This window comes from Paenibacillus sp., from assembly GCF_031177825.1.
Lineage (GTDB): Bacteria > Bacillota > Bacilli > Paenibacillales > YIM-B00363 > Paenibacillus_AE.
The window spans coordinates 1-19,595 of record NZ_JAPSKE010000049.1 but is presented as its reverse complement, the minus strand read 5'-3'; the positions used below and the strand labels follow the sequence as shown (position 1 = coordinate 19,595).

Here is a 19,595-nt window from a genome sequence, read left to right as displayed (position 1 = left end):
TCATGCCGCGCATGTTTCGCGTTCTCGGCTTCTGGACCCTCGTCATCGGCTTGATGGCGTTAGCGGGCGATATGTACACGATGGCCTTGCTGTTCTTTTTCCAGACGGCCGCTTTCGTCATTTTGGGTTACATGAATTTGAAGGAACGGACCTACATACTCCTGTTCTGGGGGTACATGATCCTTTCGTTCACGGGATTCACGTACTGGTCTTTCTTCAAGATGGATATCTAGAAAATGCGAAAGAAGGGCTGTCCGAGGCGCGATCTCGGACAGCCCTTCTTTTTTGTGTCGGGCGGCTGCGGCCGGATCGCCCCGTTTAGTCGGCTTCCTCCGACGATTCCGCCTCTACGCCCTTCCACATCGTCATCACCTTGAACAGCTCGCTCATCCCGTCGCTCAGCAGCAGCTGCCGGATCGCCCGATTCGCTCTCGCCTCTGAAGAGAACGGGTCCGTTCCGTCGTGATCGCGCAGCTTGCGCAAGATGCCGCGCTCGACGAGGAACGACTTCTGCGTCGTCACGCCGACCTCGCCGAAGCCCGCTTCGCTCGCGACGGCCGCGCACCACTCGAAATTTACGTGCGCCGTCAAGTCTTGCTCGCCCGGCGCGCGGAACCACGCTTCGTCGACGGCGTGCTTGCGATAGGCGAGCAGCGTGCCCGCCATCCGGTGCGGCGCGTACAACTCTGCGGACACGTCGCCGTAGTCCGCCAGCAGCACGAAGCCGCGCCGCAGCTTCCGGCCGAGCGCCGAGAGCCATTCGAGTCCGGCGAGGCCGACCTCGATGATTTGCCCCTCCTTGCCGCGCACCGGATGCGCCGCCAGCCACGCCGCAAGACGCTCGTCGAGGATCGGCCCCGGCGTCTCCCGCAGCGCGCCTTCCTCCGGATCGCCTTCGACGTAAAGCTCCATCCACTCGCCCCGAGCTCGAACCAACCGGCGAACCGGGAAAGCGTCCAACAGCTCGTTCGCGAAGATTAGCGTCGCCGAGTCCCGGAGCGCCCGCTCGACGAGGTCGTCGCCCGGTTCGACGATGCCCTCGATCTTATCCTCGTGTCCGCGCAGCCGCTCCCGCTGCAGCGCGCGATGGTACGGACTGCCCTCCGCCCCAAGAAATCGAATCCTGGCGTACGTGTCCGGGTAGACGTCCCGCAGCTCGGAGAGCACCGCTTCGGCGAGCCGCCCGTCGCCCCCGCCCCATTCCACGATGGCGACGTCTCCGCCGTCCGGCGCCAGCCGCCGGGCGGCCGCATCGAGACTCGCCGCGATGCAGCCGCCCATGAAGGAGCCGATATGCGCGCTCGTATAGAAATCCCCGTTCTTGCCGAGCTTCGGCTCGTTCCGTTGGTAATACCCGGCCTCAGGGAGGTATAAACATAATTCCATATAGTCGGCGAACGTCATCCGTCCGCCTTGAAGCTGCAGCCGTTCGGCGAGCGCTTCCTCCACCGCCCGATTGCGCCGCTCCGTCATGTCGGTTCGCCCCTTCCCGATTTCCCATCGTTTCGCATCCGTCCCGTACAGACAAAAGACGGCGCCGTCGTTATAATAATACTAGGCTTTAAGGGAGGAGTCACACGTTTATGAAGAATATCGTACGCGCGGAACGGATACCGCTGCTTCGGGCGGCCGCCTTCGCCGTCGCCCTGCTTGCGCTGCTCGCCGGCTGCGAACGGACGCCGGCCCGCGATTACGCGGCCGAAGGCGAGGCGTGGAAGGCCCGGATCGCGGATGCATACGAGAGGAACGCCTCCTTAGAGAATTACCGATTCGAAGGCTCGTTCGCCTTCCCTTCGGAGGGCGAACCGACGGCCGCTGCCGGGCCGGCGGCGCTGCTGCCGACGCTCGGCGACGGACTGTCCTGGGGCGGCGTCCTGTACCGGGACCCGCTGCGGCTCGAAGCGGACATACGCTTCGGAGGGGACGCCGGCGGCGAAGGAGCGGCGGCGCAAACCGTTCCGCTGCTCGCGCAAGACGGCTTATTCTACGTCAGCATCCCCCCGGTGAACGCGCCGGACGAATATTTCGCCATCGACCTGTCCGTTGCCGAAGCAGGAACCGGCCCGCTGCCGATCCGGCCGCTGCTGGACGCCGCCGCCGCCTTCGACGACTTGGTCTACGCCATCGTCGAACGCGTCGATCCGCAATGGATTCGGACGCCGGACGTCGCCCTCGACGGCGACGGCGGCGACGCGGAGAGCGATCCGGAGGAGGAACCGCGCCGCTTCGTCGTCGAAGTGACGGAAGAGAACGCCGAACATCTCGCGGCGGCGTTCCGCGAAGGCTACGCGGCATGGGCGGAGCGGCTCCCGCCGGAGCTCGGCGCGAACCGCCTGTCGATCGCGGGCGACGCCTCGTTCGCGCTTGCGGCGGGCGGAAGCATCGCGATCGAGCTCGACGAGAACGGGTACGTCGTCGACCAAGCCGTCGAGCTCGACGTCGTCCGCGGCGCGAAGGCGTCGTCCGAAGGCGGAGGCGCGACGGACGCGAGTTCCGCGGCGGAGAACGCCCCCTCGAATCGCTTCGCGTACGCCATACGGCTGACGGAGCCGAACGGCTCGCCGGAGATGACGAAGACGGTGCCCGCGAACGTCATTCCGTTCAAGGACGTGCTCGCCTTTTTGCTGTCAGGCGCCGAAGCGGCGAACCCGTGACGAAGCCCTTCGAAAAGCGACTCGCTTTTCGAGGGTTTTTGTCATGCAAGCGGTCGGAAAACGATAGGCATAAAGAATAACGACATTTAGGACGGGCGGTGGAGAGTATGCGGAAGTGGTTCGGCGCCGGATTGGCTTTGGCGCTGACGATAACGAGCGCGGCCGTTCCTGCGTTCGCCGGTCCGGCCTTGCCTCAGCCCGCTGCGGAAGAACGGCCCGCCGCGCAAGCGACGGCCGTGACGAACGACGCGTCGACGTTCGTGCAGCAAGGCTTGACGATCCACGAGCTGGACAAGGAACTGGTTCGCCTCAAGGCGGAAGAAGCGAGCGTCGACGAATCCATTGCGCTGCAGGAAGACGCGATCGACCGCCAGAAAGACGTACTGGACGCGCGCACGGCCGCCGCCGGCAAAATCCTCCGGGCTTACTATATGGGGCAGCGGGATCGATTGTGGATGTTAGTGTTCCAGATGCGTTCGCTGGGCGAAGTGTTGGTCGCCGTCGACTATTTGCAAGCGATCGTGACGAACGACTTCCGGACGCTGGAGACGTATCGCGAAGCGTATCGCGAACAGCAGGAGCTGCTCGCGGAACTGGCCGCGCGGCAAGATCGCCTCCAATTCGTCATTGCCGAGCACGAACGCCAGCGAACGAGGTTGATCGAGGAGCAAGCGGAGTTGGATCGGAAACTGGCGGAGCTGACCGAGCTCGAGCGCCAGGCGCAGCTGGCCGCGATCGAAGCGACGACCCGCGCGTGGGAAGAAGAAGGGGTGCCGCTGTTCGAGGACGTACTGACGGCGCTGAGCGCGGCGATGCAGGATTTGCCGGAGCTGTTGTCCGACCCGACGCTCATGACGGTGAGCGGCGCGTCGATGGAAATCAGACTTACCGACGAAGCGTTCAACGCCTTCTTGCGGGAGCGGAACGAGCTGTTCGAAGGCTTCGACTTCGGCTTCGGGCCCTCCGGCATGTCGGTGACCGGCGGCATCGGCGACAACGCTGCAACGCTTCAAGGGATGTACATATTGGAAAAGGAACCGGAAAATACGCTCCGCTTCCAAATCGACAGCGTCGCGTTCAACGGCTATCAGCTGCCGGATACGACGAGGACGGAGCTGCAAAATCGATTCGATCTCTCGTTCGAGCCCGGCAAGCTCGTCGCCGGCTTAACCGTGTCGGAGCTCGCCAACGAAGAAGGGCTCATGCGCGTGAAGCTCAGCTTCAACTTCGCTTCGCGCTCCTAAGCCTCGCCCTTACGGCACGTCTCCCGAAGGCGGAAGCTCCTCGGGCGGCGTGCCGTACGACGCGCGCGCCGCATCGATCATCCGAATCAGCGGACGCAGCGCGTTCAGCGCGCCTCTCTCGTCGAGCCCGTTCGCATCGGGCAGCGCCAAGGCTCCGGCCGGCCCGGCCGCGCCGAGCACCGTCGGCGCCCCGCTCGCGAACGAAGACGGCAGACCGAACGACGACCGGGTGACGGGCCACCGTTCGCCGCCCACGGTGTCATACTCCTCCACGGTCGATGCGTCGGTCACGAAGCGGATCCAGTCCGCCGCTTCGGCCGCATGGTCCGTCGCCGGCGAGACGACGTAGCTGCGTCCCGCGAAGGGCGGCAGCCCGCCGGCGACTTCCGGGTCGGGCACGAACGCCGCCGCCGCGAGACGGGCCGACGGCTCCGCCGCTTGCGCCGCCAACGCTTGGCTGAGCGGCGCAAGCGCCCATGCCGCCTCCCCTCTGGCCACCGCGGCGGCGGTGCCGCGGATCGGCGCCGCATCGGCGCTCGCCTCCGTTCCCGACGATTGCGTCGCGGACGGATCGGCGAGCGCCTCTTCTTGTGGCGCCTCTTCCGCGCCGGCATTCGCCGGCGTCCCGTCGTCGGCCTCCGCCGGTTCGGCTTCGCCGGTCGCGGCAGCGACCGCATCCGGCTCTTCGACGTCCGCCGGGCTCTCGTCGGCTCCGGCAAGCCTCGCGTCCGCTCCGCCCTCGCCGGCCACGTCGGCTCCGTCCTCGTGCCGCGCCGACCAATGCCGCAGCAGCGCCGCGCCGTATTCCGCCGTCGCGCCGCCGCCGTCCGCATAGTCGAGCCAAGCGGACGCCGTGGGGGGCGCTTCCGCGATCGTCGAGCCGAACGCGTCGTCCTCTCGGAACACGAAGACGTACGGGTCCCAGTCCGCCGGAACGCCCCATAAGTAGCCGTTCCAACGCACCGCGCCCCGCACCGTCTCGAACCACTGCGACTGCCGCTCGGCCGGGACATAGTCGTCCAAGGACAACAGACGCCCTTCCGCCGCTTCGCGGCGTACCCATTCCGTCGGATATAACATAATATCGGGCGCATCGCCCGTTTCCGTCGATGTTCGCACGCTCCCTCGGAGCTCGTCCGCGGCAACGTTCTGCAGCGAGACGACTACATTCGGACGAAGCGACTCGTAACGCTCCGTCGCGCGACGCAGTCCTTCGAACGTGCCGGCCTCCAAGGAGACGACCGCCCGGAGCGCGACGCGGGGCGCCGTCGCCTCGTCCGGCGCGCCCGTCTCCGGCGCGGCCGTCGTCCCGAACGGGTCGGGCGCTTCGACGCGCGCGACGTCGCCGAGGCCGAGCAACATAAATAACGTCATGCCGAAAGCGGCCATGACGATGACGAACCATTTGCGCATCAATGCGTTCCCTCCCGCCTACTCCCATCTTACCAGAAGTCGGAGGCGGCGTGGATTTCATTTGTGTTACAAGGAAGACTGCTTTAGAATGATGTCTTGCGACCTATATCGGAACATTTCGGGAAAGGCGGAGGAAGAAACGAATGTTGAAATACGGCTTGCAAATGGACTTGCCCGAGGGGAAACGCGCGGGGTACTACTCCCAAATCGTGAAGGCGCTCGCCGGGGCGGCGACGGTGTTCGATCGGGACAAGGAGCTCATCGTCGTGGACGACGAGCGGCAGCGCGACAACGTCGCCGGCGTCTTGGCGAAATACAACGTCGATTGGGAACCGATCGCGTTATGGCTGCTCCCGGACGGAACGGAGCTCGACGCGCGGGCGGAAGACTTCGGCTTCGTCAGCAAGTTCGGATACGCCTACCTGTACGCGGACCGCGTCGCGCGCTTCCGCTTCGCCGATCCCCAGCCGGCGGGCGCGGAGCTCGCGCCCGCCCTGCTGCAGATCGAAGAGTTCGTCGTCTTCGCATCCGACGGGGATGCCGCGTTGGAGAAGACGTACTTCGCGGAAACGCATCTCCGCGAGACGATCGAAGGGATCGCCTCGCGGTACGGTGCGTCGGTACAATTTTCCTAAGAGAAACCGATTTACAGTAAATCGGCGGCGAGCTGCGCCAGGTGCGAACGCTCGCCCTTCTCCAACGTAATATGCCCGGACAGCGATTCGGATTTGAACCGTTCGACGACATGCGTCAGGCCGTTGCTCGTCGCGTCGAGATACGGATGGTCGATCTGTTCCGGATCGCCCATCAATACGATTTTGCTGCCCTCCCCGACGCGCGAGACGATCGTCTTGACCTCGTGACGGGACAAGTTTTGCGCTTCGTCGATAATGATGAACTGTCCCGGAATCGAACGGCCCCGAATGTACGTCAGCGCCTCGACTTGAATGCTCGTGAGGCCCGCCAATATTTTATCGATATCCCCGCTCTTCTTCGTATCGAATAAATACTCCAAATTGTCGTACACCGGCTGCATCCACGGCCGCAGCTTCTCCTCCTTCTCGCCCGGCAGATAGCCGATATCCTTCCCCATCGGTACGACGGGACGCGCGATGAGCAGCTTCTTATATTTCCGTTCGTCCTCCACCTTCATCAGCCCCGCGGCGAGCGCGAGCAGCGTCTTCCCCGTACCCGCCTTGCCCGTCAGCGTCACGAGCGGCACGTCGTCGTTCAGCAGCAGCTCCATCGCCATCCGCTGCTGGGCGTTGCGAGCCGAGATGCCCCAGACCGGATCGTTGCTTAAATACAGCGGCTCGAGCTTCTTGCCGTCCGCGTTCACCTTCAGCAGCGCAGACTTCGACGACCCCATCTCATCCTTCAGAATGACGAACGTATGCGGATATAGCGACGTGTACGTCGACACGGCCGACACCGGCAAGAAGCGGTACGAATAAAATTCGTCGATGACCGACGGGTGCACCTTCAGCGTGAAATATCCCGTGTACAGGTCGGACAAGCCGACCGTTCTATCGTTCAAATAATCCTCTGCGCGCAGCCCCAGCACGTCCGCTTTAATACGAACGAGGACGTCCTTGCTGACGATGACGACCGGCTTCGGATTCGGATTTTCTTGTTCTTCGTAGTAATAATTGAGCGCCACCGCCAAGATGCGGTTGTCGACGGTCGATTCGCCGAACAACTCCTGCATGCGGGAGAAGCTTTTATGGTTCAGCTCGACCTTGAGCGTTCCGCCGTTGTCCAACAAAATCGAGTCATGCAGCCGTCCTTTATCCCTTAATCCGTCCAACAGCCTCGAGACGTATCTGGCGTTGCGCCCGATCTCGTCGGCGTTGCGCTTCTTCGTATCGATTTCTTCGAGCACGACCGCCGGGATGATAACGTCGTTGTCTTCGAACGCGTAGATGGCATTCGGATCATGGAGCAGCACGTTCGTATCCAGCACGTAAATTTTCTTCATCGCAATTCCCTCCATAGCAAGATCGGTTAGCGGTTCGGGAAATACATAGTCGGAACGGATAAAGAGAACACTACCTGCATAGAAAATACATTTTCCCGAAAGGACGGAACCGAGATGCGCAAGCAATTCCTTGGACTGTCGGGCACGCTCTTCCTCACGCTGACCGTCGTCTCCGCTTGCTCGGGGAACGGCGGAGCCGGCGCCGAAGCGAAGCAGACGGACGATACGTATCGGGTTCGGGTGCAGCAATCGGCCCCCGAACGGGACGAAGAACGTTCCCGCGCGACCGAAGCGCGGCTCGAGCAGCTGGCCGAGAGCATTCAAGAGGTAAAACATGCCAATTGCGTCATCGTGGGCGATACGGCCATCGTCGGCATCGATGTCGGCGGCGACGTCGAACGGACCCGCGTCGGAACGATCAAATACGCCGTGGCGGAGGCGCTGCGGAAGGATCCCGTAGGCATCAACGCCATCGTGACCGCCGATATGGATTTAAATCACCGCCTTCAAGAAATTCGCCAAGATATGCAGAACGGGCGGCCGATGCAGGGCATCGCCGAGGAGCTCGCGGACATCGTCGGACGCATCGTACCGCAGCTGCCGAGAGACATCGAACAGCGAAGACAGGTGCCTAACGATCCGAAAGCCGCGACGCAGGAACAGGGCGTGAAGGAGATCGAATCGTCCCGCGACGGTCAATCGAATCTGCCGTCGAATGCCGGCGAACCGAGAGACAATCGAGATTTCGCGGATCACCCCAATTCTCGTTGAACCGCGTCGAAACTTGCGCGAAGAACACAGAAAGCCTAGTCGAATGTCGACTAGGCTTTCTTCATGGCGGCGAACACCTGGTTGTCCAGCTTCTCGGCCGCGCGCTTGTCATACGTTTTTTCATATTCCGGCTCGACGGAGATGCGCGCGCCATAGAACATAGCGTCGCGAACCGCTTCGACCTCGATGTCGATGCACACCAAGGCGAAAGGGACGTCTTCGAGCTTCTCCGTGACGATCTTCGCGGCCCCGTACACCGCGTGCACGCTGCCTTCCGCGAACAACGTCGCGTTCACCCGCGCGTTCGCTCTTACGTTCGACACGATCCGAGACCGTCCGTCCACGGCGAAGCGCACCGTCTTCTCGTTCGGCGCGAATACCCACGAGATCGCGCTCGTCGCCGGACCGCCGCTCTCCGCGTCGATCGTGCTCAAGAGGACGAGCTTTTCTTTCTGGAATTGGTCGATCAATTCCTGTGACAAAACCGTTACGACTTCCGACATGTGTCCGTTAGCCTCCCAGTCATACCATGTGTTGCCGTCCGTACCCTCATTATAGCATAGCCCGGACCGGCGCGACAGCCGCATTCCGTGCCGTCCGCCGCATCCGAACCAGCGTTATTCCGCCGCTTCGGACGCCTCGCCGGCCGCGTTCGCTTCCCCTTCCGACGGGACGGGATCCGCCGGCGGCGGGCCGTCTTCGAGCAGCTGGTCGTTGAGATGAACGGACGCTTCCTCCACGTCTTCGGACGACAGTCGGACGTACTGACCGTCCCACTTGCCCTCTAAGTGGATGTACTCTATTTTATCGTTGTCGATCGTGATATATGTTTGAATCATGCTTTCGATTTGCGCGGAAGGAATATTCGTCTTGACATTGTTCGACACCGCATCGAACACCCCGCCGACCTTCAACAATCCTTGGGGCGTCTTCATCTTCTCGAACAGCTTCGAGATGACCTGCTGCTGGCGCGCGTTCCGTTCGAAGTCGTTCGACTCCGGCGTTCTCGGGCTGCAGCTGGACGACGACTTGCGATAGCGGACGAAGTCGAGCGCTTGCTGCCCGTCGAGGTCCTGAACGCCCGCTTGAAGATCGATATTCGTGCCGTCCGCGCGGTCGCGATAACACATGTTCTGATCGACGTCGATCGTCAGGCCCCCGTAGGCGTTCACGACGTCGACGAACGTCTGGAAGTCGATGACGGTGACGTAATCGATCGGCACGTCGAGGTAATCGCCGTACAGCTCCTTGATTTTCTCCATCGCGTACTTCTGGCGTTCGTCTTTGTCCTTCGGGGCTTCCTTCAGGCTGCCGTATAAATAAGTGGCATAAAAGCTGTTCGCTTTGTTCGGCTTCAGCCCTTCCGGGTCGATGTACGTGTCGCGCGGGATCGAGACGAGCGTCGCCGTCTTGCTGTTCGGGTTCAGCGTCGCGACCATGATCGTGTCGGTATTGGCGCTGCGCAGCTCCTCCCGATAGTCGGTGGCGAGCAGCAGCATCGAGATCGGCCGCTCGCTGGCGCGATCCTCCGGCGCGACGACCTCCGGCGTGCCGATGTCCGCGACGACGTCTTTCGCCTGCAAGAACAACCATACGCCGTACCCCACCAGCGCCAGCAGCGCGATCACCATCAGGATGATGACGCCCTTAAACAAACTAAGTCCCCGCGACTTCGCGGGTTTCGGCGACCGGATGACCGCCTTATCGCCGCGAGGCGGCAACGTAGAATTCGGATTCGTCATGTTCTCACCTTGGTCTATTCGTTATATTTCGGATTGGCGTTGATGTCGACGAGCAGCTGTTCGGCCGATTCCCGGTCGATCATCCGCGTCTTCTTCTTGCCTTCCTTTACATAATTAACATGATACATCGTGTCGTCGACGTTGCCAATTGCAAATAACTCCAGACCATGGTCTTCTCTGAGCACTTGTTCGAAGAAGGCGACCGTCTCCCGGGCGGCGTTGTCGTCCGGGCGGCCTTCCTCGACGAGTTTGATTTGAAGCCAGTTAAAGATCGCGTCCTCGAGCCGCATGTTTCGTTCACTCCTCTTTCAACAGCATGGCTTGTCTGCCCTCGCGCCACCAACCGAGAAGCGTCCGGACATGCGAAACCGGCGGGAGCGCCGCTGCGAGAGCGAGCGCCTCCGCCGGAGAAGGCAGCCGATCCAGGAACGCCGCCCCGCAATGCGAGACGGCGAGCGGACCCGTTAACGCGACGTCGACGTCTTCGTCGAGCCGAAGCGCCTCCGCCGGAGGGCCGAATCCGCAAGCGTCATCGTCGTCGCCGAGCAGCATCGCCAGCTTAAAGCTGGGCAGCAGTCTAGGGTGAGCTTCGGCGGCGAGCCGGCGAAGCGCCTCGCCTTCCTCCGGCGACAGCCGGATCCGCTCCTTCGACAGCACCGCCGGATCGTTCCCCTGGATCGGCGTCAGCCAATATCCCGACATCGGCTCATCTACCCTTTCGCTTCGCTTTGTCCTTCGTCTTCCGCTCTGCGCTTCTGCCGGTCTTCCACGAAGTACCGCACGCGTACGAGCAGCATCAGACCGACCGCGACGAGCAGGCATAAGACGATCGGCAAGCCGAACAGTTGGAAGACGAGCAGGACGAACGTCCCGATCCCGATCAAGACGTAGATGATCGCGTCCTTGAGCAACGGCAGCTTCCGAACGCGAAACACCTTATTGTACACGTAAGTTACGAGCACGTAGATGATGGCGTACGTGATCCAAACGTGCTCAAAGAGCCATTCGTTCATGTGTTGACCAACTTCTTATTTTTTTCCGCCCGCTCCCGTTCGCTCTTATTGAGGAGCTTCTTGCGAAGACGGATCGATTTCGGCGTAATTTCGCAATACTCGTCATCGTTCAGATACTCGAGCGCCTGCTCCAAGCTCATGAGACGCGGCGTTTTCAGGCGGACCGTATCGTCCTTCGACGCGGAGCGAACGTTGGACAGCGCCTTCTCCTTACAGATGTTGACGATGATGTCGTTGTCGCGGTTATGCTCGCCGACGAGCATGCCTTCGTATACCTCCGTGCCCGGGTTGAGGAACAGGATTCCGCGGTCTTCGACGGACATCATGCCGTAAAACGTCGCCGTTCCGGTTTCGCTCGCCACGAGCACGCCTTGGTGGCGTCCGCCGACGCCCGCGCCCGCATAGGGACCGTAAGAGTCGAATGCATGGTTCATAATGCCGTACCCGCGCGTCAGCGTCAGGAAATCCGTCCGATAGCCGATCAATCCGCGGGAAGGAATCAAAAACTCGATCCGAACGTTGCCGCTGCCGTTGTTCGTCATGTTAACCATGTCGGCCTTCCGGGAGCCGAGGCTCTCCATGACGGCGCCCATGCTCTCTTCCGGCACGTCGATGAGCAATCGCTCGATCGGCTCCATCTTTACGCCGTCGACTTCCTTGACGATGACTTCCGGCTTCGAAACCTGGAGCTCGTAGCCTTCGCGGCGCATGTTTTCGATCAGGATGCCGAGGTGCAGCTCGCCGCGGCCGCTGACGACGAAGGCGTCCGGGCTGTCGGTGTCTTCTACGCGAAGCGCGACGTCGGTTTCAAGCTCCTTATACAGACGATCGCGAAGCTTCCGGGACGTGACCCATTTGCCTTCGCGGCCCGCGAACGGCGAGTTGTTGACGAGGAACGTCATCTGCAGCGTCGGCTCGTCGATCGTGAGCACCGGAAGCTGCTCCGGGTTCGCCGGATCGGCGATCGTCTCGCCGATGTTGATTTCTTTAATTCCCGCGATGGCGACGATCTCGCCCGCGCCGGCTTCTTCGATCTCGATGCGCTTCAGCCCTTGGAAGCCGAACAGCTTCTCGATGCGCGCCGTGCGCTGCTTGCCTTCGCGGTCGAGCACCGCGACGGATTGGCCCGCGCGAATCGTGCCGCGGTTAATGCGGCCGACGGCGATGCGGCCGAGGTATTCGTTGTAGTCGAGCAGCGTAACCAAGAATTGCAGCGGGTCTACCGTGCTCTCGGTCGGCGACGGGATCGACGACAGGATCGTCTCGAACATCGGCTGCATCGTAGGCTCTTGCGCGTCCGGCTCGAGACCCGACGTACCGACGAGGCCCGAAGCGTACACGACCGGGAATTCGAGCTGATCGTCGTCCGCGCCGAGCTCGATGAACAAGTCGAGCACTTCGTCGATGACTTCGGCCGGTCTCGCGTTCGGACGGTCGATCTTGTTGACGACGACGATCGGCGTCAGATGCGCTTCCAGCGCCTTGCGCAGGACGAATTTCGTCTGCGGCATGCAGCCTTCGAACGCGTCTACGACGAGCAGTACGCCGTCGACCATCTTCATAATCCGTTCGACCTCGCCGCCGAAATCGGCGTGTCCCGGCGTATCCACGATATTGATCAAATGGTCCTTATACATAACCCCGGTGTTTTTCGCCAAGATCGTAATGCCGCGCTCGCGTTCCAAATCGTTCGAGTCCATGGCGCGTTCGACGACGGCTTCGTTCTCGCGGAAGGTGCCCGCTTGTTGCAGCAATTTATCGACGAGCGTCGTTTTGCCATGGTCGACGTGCGCGATGATGGCGATGTTACGAATTTTGTCCCTTGAAATCATGTTTGTATTCTCCACTCCAATTGGATTTATGTCTGTATCTGTTCACAAAAGAAGCGCCGGAGACAGATCCGACGCTACGCCTAAGTCTTTTAAATTATACGCGCATATGCGCGAAAAAGCAATCATTTTAGCGGAAATTCGGTCTTCTTGCAACGACGGCGACGCCCGCCACGATGAGAACGAGGGCGACGACGAAGCCGTTCACGTAGACGAGCAGCGTCACGAGCAGCGCGAGCAACGAGGCCGCCCCGACGCCGAGCGACATCGCGCGGAGCGGCGGGATGCGTTCCGCTTCGGCGAAGAGGTAAGCTCCGGCGGCGAGCGACAGCGGCAGCAGCGGCCACAACGCCTTCATCCAATGCCATCCGAACCAAGCGCATAACAAAAACGCGATCGAAGCGCCGACCAGGAACGCGCCAGGCACGTAAGCCGCCGGAGGAAGCCGTCTCGTCCAGACCGCCCAAAACAGAATTCCGCCCGCGGCGAGCGGAAGCAGCGGCCAAAACCAAGCCCCGAGCGCTTGGAAAAATCCCAGCTTGCCCAATGCGATGAAGATGCCCGCCGCGATGATGGCGATTCCAATCGGCAGCGTACGGTTTTTCATTACGACCACTCCCGTCTACACGTAGACGTCAGGATACGACGCCGTTTGCTACCAGTGTATCGGAATGTTGTCGAAATTTCCACACTATGTTACTTTCGCCGTACGCCGTTTCTTCCATAATCCCGCCGCTACGACGATCGCCGCCGCGGCCGCCGGCAGCAGCCAGTGGACCGCTTGCGATTCCGCGCCGATCCAGCGCGCCGCCGTAGGATCCTTCAGGAACATCTCGCCGGCCGTGAACCCCAAGATGCCCGCCCCGATGTAGATCAAGACCGGGTATTTGTGAAGCAAGTTCATGACGAACGTGCTCCCCCATACGATGAGCGGAATGCTGATCAGGATGCCGATCACGATCAAGAGCCAGTTGCCTTCGGCGATCGCCGCGATGGCCAGCACGTTGTCGAGGCTCATGACGAAGTCCGCGACGATGATCGTCCAGACGGCCGCTCCGAGCGTCGCCGCGCTCTTGATGTCTTCGTGTCCCTCGTCGTCGAGCAGCAGCTTCACCGCGATGTACATCAGGAGCAAACTGCCCAGCAGCTGGATCATCGGAATTTTCAGCAAGAACACCGCCGCCACCGTCAACACGATCCGGAGCGCGACCGCCCCGGCCGCTCCCCACCATACGGCTTTCGCCCGTTGAGCGGCGGGCAAGTTTTTGCTCGCCATCGCGATGACGACCGCGTTGTCCCCGCTCAGCACGATATTGACCATAATGATCTTTACGATCAAGAAGAGGCTTTCCACGCGCCTTCCTCCTTCGATTCGGGTTCGTCCCACTTTTCTACGTTTCATTGTATGTGACAAGCCGTTCGATTATGTTCTTCGAGACGGGCGAATGCGCACTTGACGGACTTCGAAGCATGCGCGTATAATTATGACATTGGAAAAAGGGGAGTAGCTGCCACATCAAAGTCGTCAATACGGAACATCGCGTTCCCGGCTTTGTTGGCAACGGACACCGTTGTTAGCAAGACCTTTGCCGATGCGTTCTTTCGCATAGGCGAGGTCTTTTTGTTTTGTATACATTTCATAAGGAGTGGGGAGAAAAATGGACATCATGTCTCCGGATTTTTGGGCAGCTTTAATCACCATCATTTTCATCGACCTCGTGCTTGCGGGAGACAATGCCATTGTCATCGGGATGGCGGCGCGGAAGCTGTCGCCCGAACAGCAGAAGAAAGCCATCTTCTGGGGAACGTTCGGCGCGGTGGCGATTCGGATCGTGGCCACGGTGCTCGTCGTAGAGCTTCTGAAGATCCCCGGTCTGCAGCTGGTCGGCGGCTTGCTGCTCGTCTGGATCGCGTATAAGCTGCTCGTCAGCGACGAAGGGCATAAAGACGTCAAAGCGAAAGACAGCTTATGGGCGGCGGTGCAGACGATCGTCATCGCCGACGCGGCGATGGGCCTCGACAACGTCATCGCGGTCGCCGGCGCGGCCCACGGGGACATGATCCTTGTCGTGATCGGCCTGCTCGTCTCGGTACCGATCGTCGTTTGGGGCAGTACGCTGTTCATCAAGATCGTCAACCGCTTCCCGCCGATCGTCTACATCGGTTCCGGCGTGTTGGCCTTCACCGCGGCGAAGATGATCACGCACGAGCCGTTCCTCCACGATTGGTTCGCGAATCCTGCGGTATACTGGGCGTTCCTCGTCGTCGTCATCCTCGGCGTATTGGCCGCCGGCAAGCTCCGCAACGCCAGAGCCGTCGTCGGCAAGCCTTCGACCGAGCACGAATTAAATTGAAGAAAGAAGTAGAGCTGTCCCGACAGTCTTCCATGACTAGGGGCAGCTTTTTTTCCATAAAAAAGGGGCTGTTCCCTTGAGTAGATTTCCCTACTCTTAGGACAGCCCCTTCTTTGTTTTATCCTCGCGCGCCGAGCACTTTGCCGACGTACGCCTGCGTCTCCTTCGGCAGACGATTCATCGCCATCGCCAGATCGGCGTCCGTCCGAATGCCGAGTCGATCCACCCGGCCCGGGCCGGCGTTGTAAGCGGCCAGCGCGACGCCCTCGTTCCCGTCGTATTTCGTCAGCAAGTACGATAAGAAGCGCGTTCCGCCGTTGACGTTCTGCACGGGGTCGAACGAGTCGGAGACGCCGAGCGATTTCGCGGTCGCGTCCATGAGCTGCATCAGCCCCTTCGCTCCCGCGTGCGATTCCGCGGTCGGGTCGAAGCCGGATTCTACGCGGATGACCGCGCGCACGAGCGCGGGATCTACGCCGTATTTCGCGCTCGCCTCTTGAATGATGCCGTCGATGTCCCCGGGGACGGACGCCACTGGTTCGTACGTCGTACCGTTCAATCCCGCCAGCCTCAGCGGCATCGCGCCGACGAGCCCGTCGAGGCCGAACGTCGCCGAAGGTTCTGACGACCGGTCCGCAAGCGTGCCGTTGCCGGCTTGCGCGGTCAACAGCTGCAGCAGCGCGGCGAAATCCGGCGAGGAGCCGGAGCCTACCTCCGTTCCGCCCAGCGAAGCGGACGTAATCTCGGACGTGGATAGAAACTGCGTCTTTAGCCAAGCGGTGATCAGCTTAGGGTCGACGGAATTGATGCTCATAAGGACGTTATCGCTCCGATTCGTGTAATGGTTGTCCTCATTATAAAAGATTTCCCTCGGTAGCTCCATCGTTTTTTCCAAGGAGAATCCGACCAGCCCCGAACGACGGAAAAAAACGCCGTCCGCGCCGGACGACGTTCTCCCCTTACCTGTCTTTCGCTACACCGCGTTGTTCGGTAATGCGGCCAAAAAAATAACGAACGAAATGATGCCTAACCCCATCGACCACATGCCGAGTTTCTTGCGCCCTTTCGCGAAAGCCATGAACCCCACTACGACCGCCGCCGGCCCGAGAATGCTTCCCAAGACGAAGAAGGACGCGATCGCTAATAGGATCCCTACCCAGCCGATCGTCTTCCCCGCATCGATCGATCGTGCCGCCGCGCCGTTCGACGCCCCTCCCGCGGGGACCGCCAGATCGGATCCGAACTCCGTATCCCGCGCCTCCGGCCCTAACAGCGAAACCGTCTCCCCCTTCGGTTCCGACGCTTCCACAGCCTGCTTCTCCGCTACCGGATGGATCGCTTCCTCCTGGAAGAACGCCTTATCCGATACGGACGATTCGCTCTCGAATTCGGTCTCCGGACCGAAAGACGACGATGCGTCATCCGAGACCGACCGATCCTCCATCGATTCGTTCACCGCGAACCCTCCTCCTTCGGCGCTGAAGCGTGCCGCGCCTCGAGTTATTCTTTCGGCTTGAAGGTGTGGCAGCACGTCGTGGACGACGTCTTGGCATCGTCCTGATGCTCCGTGTCGAAGCTTTCGCCGGCGAACTCCGCGTTGAAGTCCATCCTTGCGTGCTTATCGACGTCGATCATAATGGAGTCCGCGCCGCATCGATTGCCTTCCTTGTAAAAAGCACAGTTTGACACGCTGCATTTGACTTGTGTCAAAACAATCACCCCCTCCTCAGGTTTCCCGTCGGGAGGGGGCGATTATGTCGTCCAATATTTAAGCGCGTTCGCCTTGCATGCGTCGCTGCGTAATGTAGTCCGTCTCGTAATACGCCAAATCCTCGCGCAGCTCTTCGAAAATTTTGGACAAGGCGAGCGTCAAGTCGCGAACGTCCCGCGTCGGCTTCTTCCGGAACCGAATCGCGTCTTGTCCGGTGTAGGCGTAACGGCCGTCCTCGGAATAGCATTCATGCTTCGGATAGAAGAAGTTGTTAACGGAGCTATGATAAACGTCGTACAATACGCGTTCCGCATATTCGTTATTAAACGTCGGACGGCGCAGCGCCACGCCGAGCTTCTCGTAGTTGACGTCGGAAAATACGAGCAAATGCCGCATGTCCGACAAGAAGCCGCGGTTGAACTCGTCCATGGCCGGATCTTGATCCGGGTTGAGTCCCGACAGCGTTACGCTGTTAAGGAACGGCTCGATCGCTTCGATCGCCGATTTCAATTTGTCTTTCGTCGTTTCGCACAATTGTTGGACGTTATGGATAGCCATGAATGGATTTCTCCCCCTTACTCATTTCGCCCGTTGGGCGCCTTGCTCAACCCCAATCCTAACATAAAAATCGAAAAAACGGTACTCCTAGTACGCGTGAATAACCGTTATCCCAATTGACACCCTAAGAACAGCAAAACGAGCGACAGAGGGGAGCGGAACGACCGCATGAAAGGGATAAAATTTCCATTGGGGTTGATCGCGGGGCTCGCGGCTTTGGCGCTGCCGATCGGCTTTCTTATGAATCGGGCGGATCCGCCGGAGCAAAACCCGGCGCCAAGCGGCATAAGCCGGACGGCGGCGCACGAGCATCGCGCGAAGCGCGCGATCCTCGCGAGCGACGTCGCCATGACGGAGGAGCTGTGCCGGCTGCAGTGCCGCGACGATCTCTCTTCCATGGCGCGGAACATGCCGAGAACGAAGGCCGACGTCAAGCGGGCGCTTGCCGACATGAGAACCGAACGCCCGCATCTTCACGCGCTGGCTTTCGTGCCTGCCGAGGGGACGGGCTTCGAGTCGGGCGACGTCATCCGCGACGGATCGCTCGGCGGCGCCGTTCCGGATGCCGAGCGGCGGTTCCGAGACGCGATACGATCCGTCTCGAAGGGCGAGCGTTATGAATCCAAGGCGCTTCGAGGGAACGACGGAGACTTGTATTTCGTGCTGGGGGAACCCGCGAACGAGGCGGGCGGCGAAACGAGCGGCGGCATGGTCGGTCTCGTGCATCAAGACGTGCTCCGGCGCGTAGCGAATCATCAGATGCGGAATTTGCGTCTGCGCGAATTTCCCGACGAAGACAAGACGTTCGGCATTCGCGCCGTCGATCCGAAGACCGGCCGAGAAGTCGACGTAGACACCCCCGAGGAAAATCAAGGCATCAGCCATTACCGCAAACGGGAGGTCGTCGTCCGCTTTAAAGACAAGCCTTCGGCGAAGCAGCTGGAACGGATGCGCGTCGAGACGCGCGCCGTCTCCGTGAAGCAGCTCGGCTACGCGTACGTGTTCGATTCTAGCGACATGACGACCGAGCAGCTGATGGATTACTTCAAGGACCATAACGTGGAATACGTCGAACCTCATTATATGTACGTCACGAACGAGACGCCGGACATCGTTCCGAACGACGAGCTGTACAGCCGGTATCAGTGGAACCTGCCGATCATTCAGACGCCTGCGGGCTGGTCGGTTACTAAAGGGGCGGGAGAGGTCGTCGTCGCCGTCGTCGATACGGGGGTCACGCTGTCGCACCCCGATCTGCAGGGCCACTTGGCGGAAGGCTATAACGTCGTGGATCCGGCCAATCCGCCGGCGGACGACGTCGGGCACGGCACGCATGTGGCGGGCGTCGTCTCCGCCCTCGTGGACAACGGGCAAGGCGTCGCGGGGATGACGTGGTATAACAAGGTGATGCCGGTGAAGGTACTGGATTCTACCGGAATGGGCAGCACGTATTCGGTGGCGGAAGGCATCGTCTGGGCGACGGATCACGGTGCGAAGGTCATTAACCTGAGCCTCGGCAACTACGCCAGCGCCAGCTTCCTGCACGACGCGATCCGATACGCGTTCGACCGGGACGTCGTGTTGATCGCCGCTACGGGCAACGACAATACGAGCCAACCCGGATTTCCCGCCGCGTATCCCGAAGTGCTCGCCGTCTCGGCGACGAACCAACAGCAGGAGAAGGCGTCGTTCAGCAATTACGGCGACTACGTCGACGTCGTCGCCCCAGGCGAAAATATCGCCAGCACCTATACGGAAAACCAATACGCCGCGTTGTCCGGCACGTCGATGGCCAGCCCTCACGTCTCAGCCTTAGCCGCGCTCATTCGTTCGGTCAACCCGTCGCTGAAAAATACCGAGGTGTACGACATTATGCGCAAGAGCGCCGTCGATCTCGGCGCGGCCGGCAAGGACGCGTATTTCGGCTACGGGCAGATCAACGTGCCTCGAGCGCTGCAGCTGGCGACGGGACAGCAGCCGCAGGAAGCGTCGATGGACGATGATTCCGGAACGCGGACCGTGGGACGCGAAGCGTCGTTCCTCGAGCAGCTGCTTCGCTCGATCTTCGGAGCATAACGAAAACAACGCGAAGAAAGAGCCGTCGATTCGTTCGACGGCTCTTCCGCGTTGTAAAGCTTATAAAGCTGGTGACAAGAGAAGTTTGCCGTAAGCCGGGTTCTGTGCTTCCAGTGGTCGTAACGGGTCACCTGCCCTCCCACCGTTGAAGCGACAATCATCTATCTAGGCGACGCATTGCTGCGCCGCTCCAGCGACCAACCCGAACGCACCCCGGGCAAGGGTCGCAGCGCGAAGCTGCCGCGTTCCTCT

The 19,595-nt window shown here is 60.9% G+C and carries 22 protein-coding genes; 7 read left to right on the top strand and 15 right to left on the bottom strand.

The features are described 5' to 3' along the window. Positions 1-2 precede the first annotated feature (2 nt). Entirely contained in the window at positions 3-233 is a 231-nt protein-coding gene (locus tag RIN49_RS28180) for a DUF2626 domain-containing protein (protein WP_138196089.1), read from the top strand. An 85-nt stretch (positions 234-318) separates the two neighbouring features. Here the strand turns inward: RIN49_RS28180 and RIN49_RS28175 are convergent, their stop codons facing one another. Then, complete coding sequence (locus tag RIN49_RS28175; RefSeq protein ID WP_309123431.1) at positions 319-1,473, bottom strand: class I SAM-dependent methyltransferase; 1,155 nt, start codon at positions 1,471-1,473, stop codon at positions 319-321. Positions 1,474-1,583: 110 nt separating this feature from the next. Between RIN49_RS28175 and RIN49_RS28170 the strand changes: the two genes are divergently transcribed. After that, positions 1,584-2,654 (top strand): hypothetical protein, encoded by a 1,071-nt coding sequence (locus RIN49_RS28170; RefSeq protein ID WP_309123430.1) that lies wholly within the window; start codon positions 1,584-1,586, stop codon positions 2,652-2,654. 107 nt (positions 2,655-2,761) lie between these two features. Beyond that, the gene (locus tag RIN49_RS28165) at positions 2,762-3,898 is read left to right on the top strand and encodes a hypothetical protein (RefSeq protein ID WP_309123429.1); all 1,137 of its coding nucleotides are present in this window, start codon (positions 2,762-2,764) and stop codon (positions 3,896-3,898) included. A gap of 9 nt (positions 3,899-3,907) precedes the next feature. Here RIN49_RS28165 and RIN49_RS28160 read toward each other — a convergent pair whose 3' ends face one another. Further along, positions 3,908-5,311, bottom strand: coding sequence for an extracellular solute-binding protein (locus RIN49_RS28160; RefSeq protein WP_309123428.1), 1,404 nt, complete (start codon positions 5,309-5,311; stop codon positions 3,908-3,910). 143 nt (positions 5,312-5,454) lie between these two features. On the opposite strand from RIN49_RS28160, the gene RIN49_RS28155 reads away from it, so the two are divergent. Continuing rightward, the gene (locus tag RIN49_RS28155) at positions 5,455-5,946 is read left to right on the top strand and encodes a hypothetical protein (RefSeq protein WP_309123427.1); all 492 of its coding nucleotides are present in this window, start codon (positions 5,455-5,457) and stop codon (positions 5,944-5,946) included. An 11-nt stretch (positions 5,947-5,957) separates the two neighbouring features. Here the strand turns inward: RIN49_RS28155 and RIN49_RS28150 are convergent, their stop codons facing one another. Further along, complete coding sequence (locus RIN49_RS28150) at positions 5,958-7,289, bottom strand: PhoH family protein (protein WP_309123426.1); 1,332 nt, start codon at positions 7,287-7,289, stop codon at positions 5,958-5,960. A gap of 114 nt (positions 7,290-7,403) precedes the next feature. Here RIN49_RS28150 and RIN49_RS28145 point away from each other — a divergent pair, with 114 nt between their 5' ends. Beyond that, positions 7,404-8,060, top strand: a complete 657-nt coding sequence (locus RIN49_RS28145) for a YhcN/YlaJ family sporulation lipoprotein (protein WP_309123425.1) — start codon at positions 7,404-7,406, stop codon at positions 8,058-8,060. Positions 8,061-8,110: 50 nt separating this feature from the next. Here RIN49_RS28145 and RIN49_RS28140 read toward each other — a convergent pair whose 3' ends face one another. The 8 genes from RIN49_RS28140 to RIN49_RS28105 form a co-directional block, all read right to left on the bottom strand. Then, positions 8,111-8,563 (bottom strand): pyridoxamine 5'-phosphate oxidase family protein, encoded by a 453-nt coding sequence (locus RIN49_RS28140; protein ID WP_138196082.1) that lies wholly within the window; start codon positions 8,561-8,563, stop codon positions 8,111-8,113. Between the two features lie 114 nt (positions 8,564-8,677). Next, positions 8,678-9,802: an LCP family protein gene (locus tag RIN49_RS28135; protein ID WP_309123424.1), complete on the bottom strand. Its 1,125-nt coding sequence runs from the start codon at positions 9,800-9,802 to the stop codon at positions 8,678-8,680. Positions 9,803-9,816: 14 nt separating this feature from the next. After that, positions 9,817-10,092, bottom strand: a complete 276-nt coding sequence (locus RIN49_RS28130; RefSeq protein WP_138196080.1) for a hypothetical protein — start codon at positions 10,090-10,092, stop codon at positions 9,817-9,819. Positions 10,093-10,099: 7 nt separating this feature from the next. Next, positions 10,100-10,504 carry a hypothetical protein gene (locus tag RIN49_RS28125; protein WP_309123423.1) on the bottom strand — a complete coding sequence of 135 codons (405 nt, stop codon included), beginning with the start codon at positions 10,502-10,504 and terminating at the stop codon, positions 10,100-10,102. 8 nt (positions 10,505-10,512) lie between these two features. Then, complete coding sequence (locus RIN49_RS28120) at positions 10,513-10,815, bottom strand: YlaH-like family protein (RefSeq protein ID WP_309123422.1); 303 nt, start codon at positions 10,813-10,815, stop codon at positions 10,513-10,515. Beyond that, positions 10,812-12,647: a translational GTPase TypA gene (typA, locus tag RIN49_RS28115; RefSeq protein WP_309123421.1), complete on the bottom strand. Its 1,836-nt coding sequence runs from the start codon at positions 12,645-12,647 to the stop codon at positions 10,812-10,814. Before typA ends, RIN49_RS28120 begins: the two co-directional genes overlap by 4 nt. 127 nt (positions 12,648-12,774) lie before the next feature. Beyond that, positions 12,775-13,251, bottom strand: a complete 477-nt coding sequence (locus RIN49_RS28110; protein ID WP_309123420.1) for a hypothetical protein — start codon at positions 13,249-13,251, stop codon at positions 12,775-12,777. 84 nt (positions 13,252-13,335) lie between these two features. Continuing rightward, positions 13,336-13,998: a TerC family protein gene (locus tag RIN49_RS28105; RefSeq protein WP_309123419.1), complete on the bottom strand. Its 663-nt coding sequence runs from the start codon at positions 13,996-13,998 to the stop codon at positions 13,336-13,338. Positions 13,999-14,302: 304 nt separating this feature from the next. On the opposite strand from RIN49_RS28105, the gene RIN49_RS28100 reads away from it, so the two are divergent. Beyond that, the gene (locus tag RIN49_RS28100) at positions 14,303-14,998 is read left to right on the top strand and encodes a TerC family protein (RefSeq protein WP_309123418.1); all 696 of its coding nucleotides are present in this window, start codon (positions 14,303-14,305) and stop codon (positions 14,996-14,998) included. Positions 14,999-15,116: 118 nt separating this feature from the next. Here the strand turns inward: RIN49_RS28100 and RIN49_RS28095 are convergent, their stop codons facing one another. The 4 genes from RIN49_RS28095 to RIN49_RS28080 form a co-directional block, all read right to left on the bottom strand. Beyond that, entirely contained in the window at positions 15,117-15,812 is a 696-nt protein-coding gene (locus tag RIN49_RS28095) for a lytic transglycosylase domain-containing protein (RefSeq protein ID WP_309123417.1), read from the bottom strand. A 159-nt stretch (positions 15,813-15,971) separates the two neighbouring features. Beyond that, a complete protein-coding gene (locus tag RIN49_RS28090; protein ID WP_309123416.1) occupies positions 15,972-16,454 on the bottom strand; it encodes a hypothetical protein in 483 nt (160 codons plus the stop codon). Between the two features lie 44 nt (positions 16,455-16,498). Beyond that, positions 16,499-16,717: a DUF1540 domain-containing protein gene (locus tag RIN49_RS28085; RefSeq protein WP_309123415.1), complete on the bottom strand. Its 219-nt coding sequence runs from the start codon at positions 16,715-16,717 to the stop codon at positions 16,499-16,501. Between the two features lie 49 nt (positions 16,718-16,766). Next, a complete protein-coding gene (locus RIN49_RS28080) occupies positions 16,767-17,267 on the bottom strand; it encodes a YpuI family protein (protein ID WP_138196070.1) in 501 nt (166 codons plus the stop codon). A 168-nt stretch (positions 17,268-17,435) separates the two neighbouring features. Here RIN49_RS28080 and RIN49_RS28075 point away from each other — a divergent pair, with 168 nt between their 5' ends. Further along, the gene (locus RIN49_RS28075; protein ID WP_309123414.1) at positions 17,436-19,343 is read left to right on the top strand and encodes a S8 family peptidase; all 1,908 of its coding nucleotides are present in this window, start codon (positions 17,436-17,438) and stop codon (positions 19,341-19,343) included. Positions 19,344-19,595 lie beyond the last annotated feature (252 nt).

What these genes read in the sequence shown, in the direction of transcription:
- RIN49_RS28140 (WP_138196082.1), bottom strand. Translation starts at nt 8,563, where the DNA reads ATGTCGGAAGTCGTAACGGTTTTGTCACAGGAATTGATCGACCAATTC.
- RIN49_RS28155 (WP_309123427.1), top strand. Translation starts at nt 5,455, where the DNA reads ATGTTGAAATACGGCTTGCAAATGGACTTGCCCGAGGGGAAACGCGCG.
- RIN49_RS28110 (WP_309123420.1), bottom strand. Translation starts at nt 13,251, where the DNA reads ATGAAAAACCGTACGCTGCCGATTGGAATCGCCATCATCGCGGCGGGC.
- RIN49_RS28080 (WP_138196070.1), bottom strand. Translation starts at nt 17,267, where the DNA reads ATGGCTATCCATAACGTCCAACAATTGTGCGAAACGACGAAAGACAAA.
- RIN49_RS28100 (WP_309123418.1), top strand. Translation starts at nt 14,303, where the DNA reads ATGGACATCATGTCTCCGGATTTTTGGGCAGCTTTAATCACCATCATT.
- RIN49_RS28125 (WP_309123423.1), bottom strand. Translation starts at nt 10,504, where the DNA reads ATGTCGGGATATTGGCTGACGCCGATCCAGGGGAACGATCCGGCGGTG.
- RIN49_RS28160 (WP_309123428.1), bottom strand. Translation starts at nt 5,311, where the DNA reads ATGCGCAAATGGTTCGTCATCGTCATGGCCGCTTTCGGCATGACGTTA.
- RIN49_RS28135 (WP_309123424.1), bottom strand. Translation starts at nt 9,802, where the DNA reads ATGACGAATCCGAATTCTACGTTGCCGCCTCGCGGCGATAAGGCGGTC.
- RIN49_RS28150 (WP_309123426.1), bottom strand. Translation starts at nt 7,289, where the DNA reads ATGAAGAAAATTTACGTGCTGGATACGAACGTGCTGCTCCATGATCCG.
- RIN49_RS28075 (WP_309123414.1), top strand. Translation starts at nt 17,436, where the DNA reads ATGAAAGGGATAAAATTTCCATTGGGGTTGATCGCGGGGCTCGCGGCT.
- typA (WP_309123421.1), bottom strand. Translation starts at nt 12,647, where the DNA reads ATGATTTCAAGGGACAAAATTCGTAACATCGCCATCATCGCGCACGTC.
- RIN49_RS28180 (WP_138196089.1), top strand. Translation starts at nt 3, where the DNA reads ATGCCGCGCATGTTTCGCGTTCTCGGCTTCTGGACCCTCGTCATCGGC.
- RIN49_RS28170 (WP_309123430.1), top strand. Translation starts at nt 1,584, where the DNA reads ATGAAGAATATCGTACGCGCGGAACGGATACCGCTGCTTCGGGCGGCC.
- RIN49_RS28165 (WP_309123429.1), top strand. Translation starts at nt 2,762, where the DNA reads ATGCGGAAGTGGTTCGGCGCCGGATTGGCTTTGGCGCTGACGATAACG.
- RIN49_RS28120 (WP_309123422.1), bottom strand. Translation starts at nt 10,815, where the DNA reads ATGAACGAATGGCTCTTTGAGCACGTTTGGATCACGTACGCCATCATC.
- RIN49_RS28095 (WP_309123417.1), bottom strand. Translation starts at nt 15,812, where the DNA reads ATGAGCATCAATTCCGTCGACCCTAAGCTGATCACCGCTTGGCTAAAG.
- RIN49_RS28130 (WP_138196080.1), bottom strand. Translation starts at nt 10,092, where the DNA reads ATGCGGCTCGAGGACGCGATCTTTAACTGGCTTCAAATCAAACTCGTC.
- RIN49_RS28145 (WP_309123425.1), top strand. Translation starts at nt 7,404, where the DNA reads ATGCGCAAGCAATTCCTTGGACTGTCGGGCACGCTCTTCCTCACGCTG.
- RIN49_RS28175 (WP_309123431.1), bottom strand. Translation starts at nt 1,473, where the DNA reads ATGACGGAGCGGCGCAATCGGGCGGTGGAGGAAGCGCTCGCCGAACGG.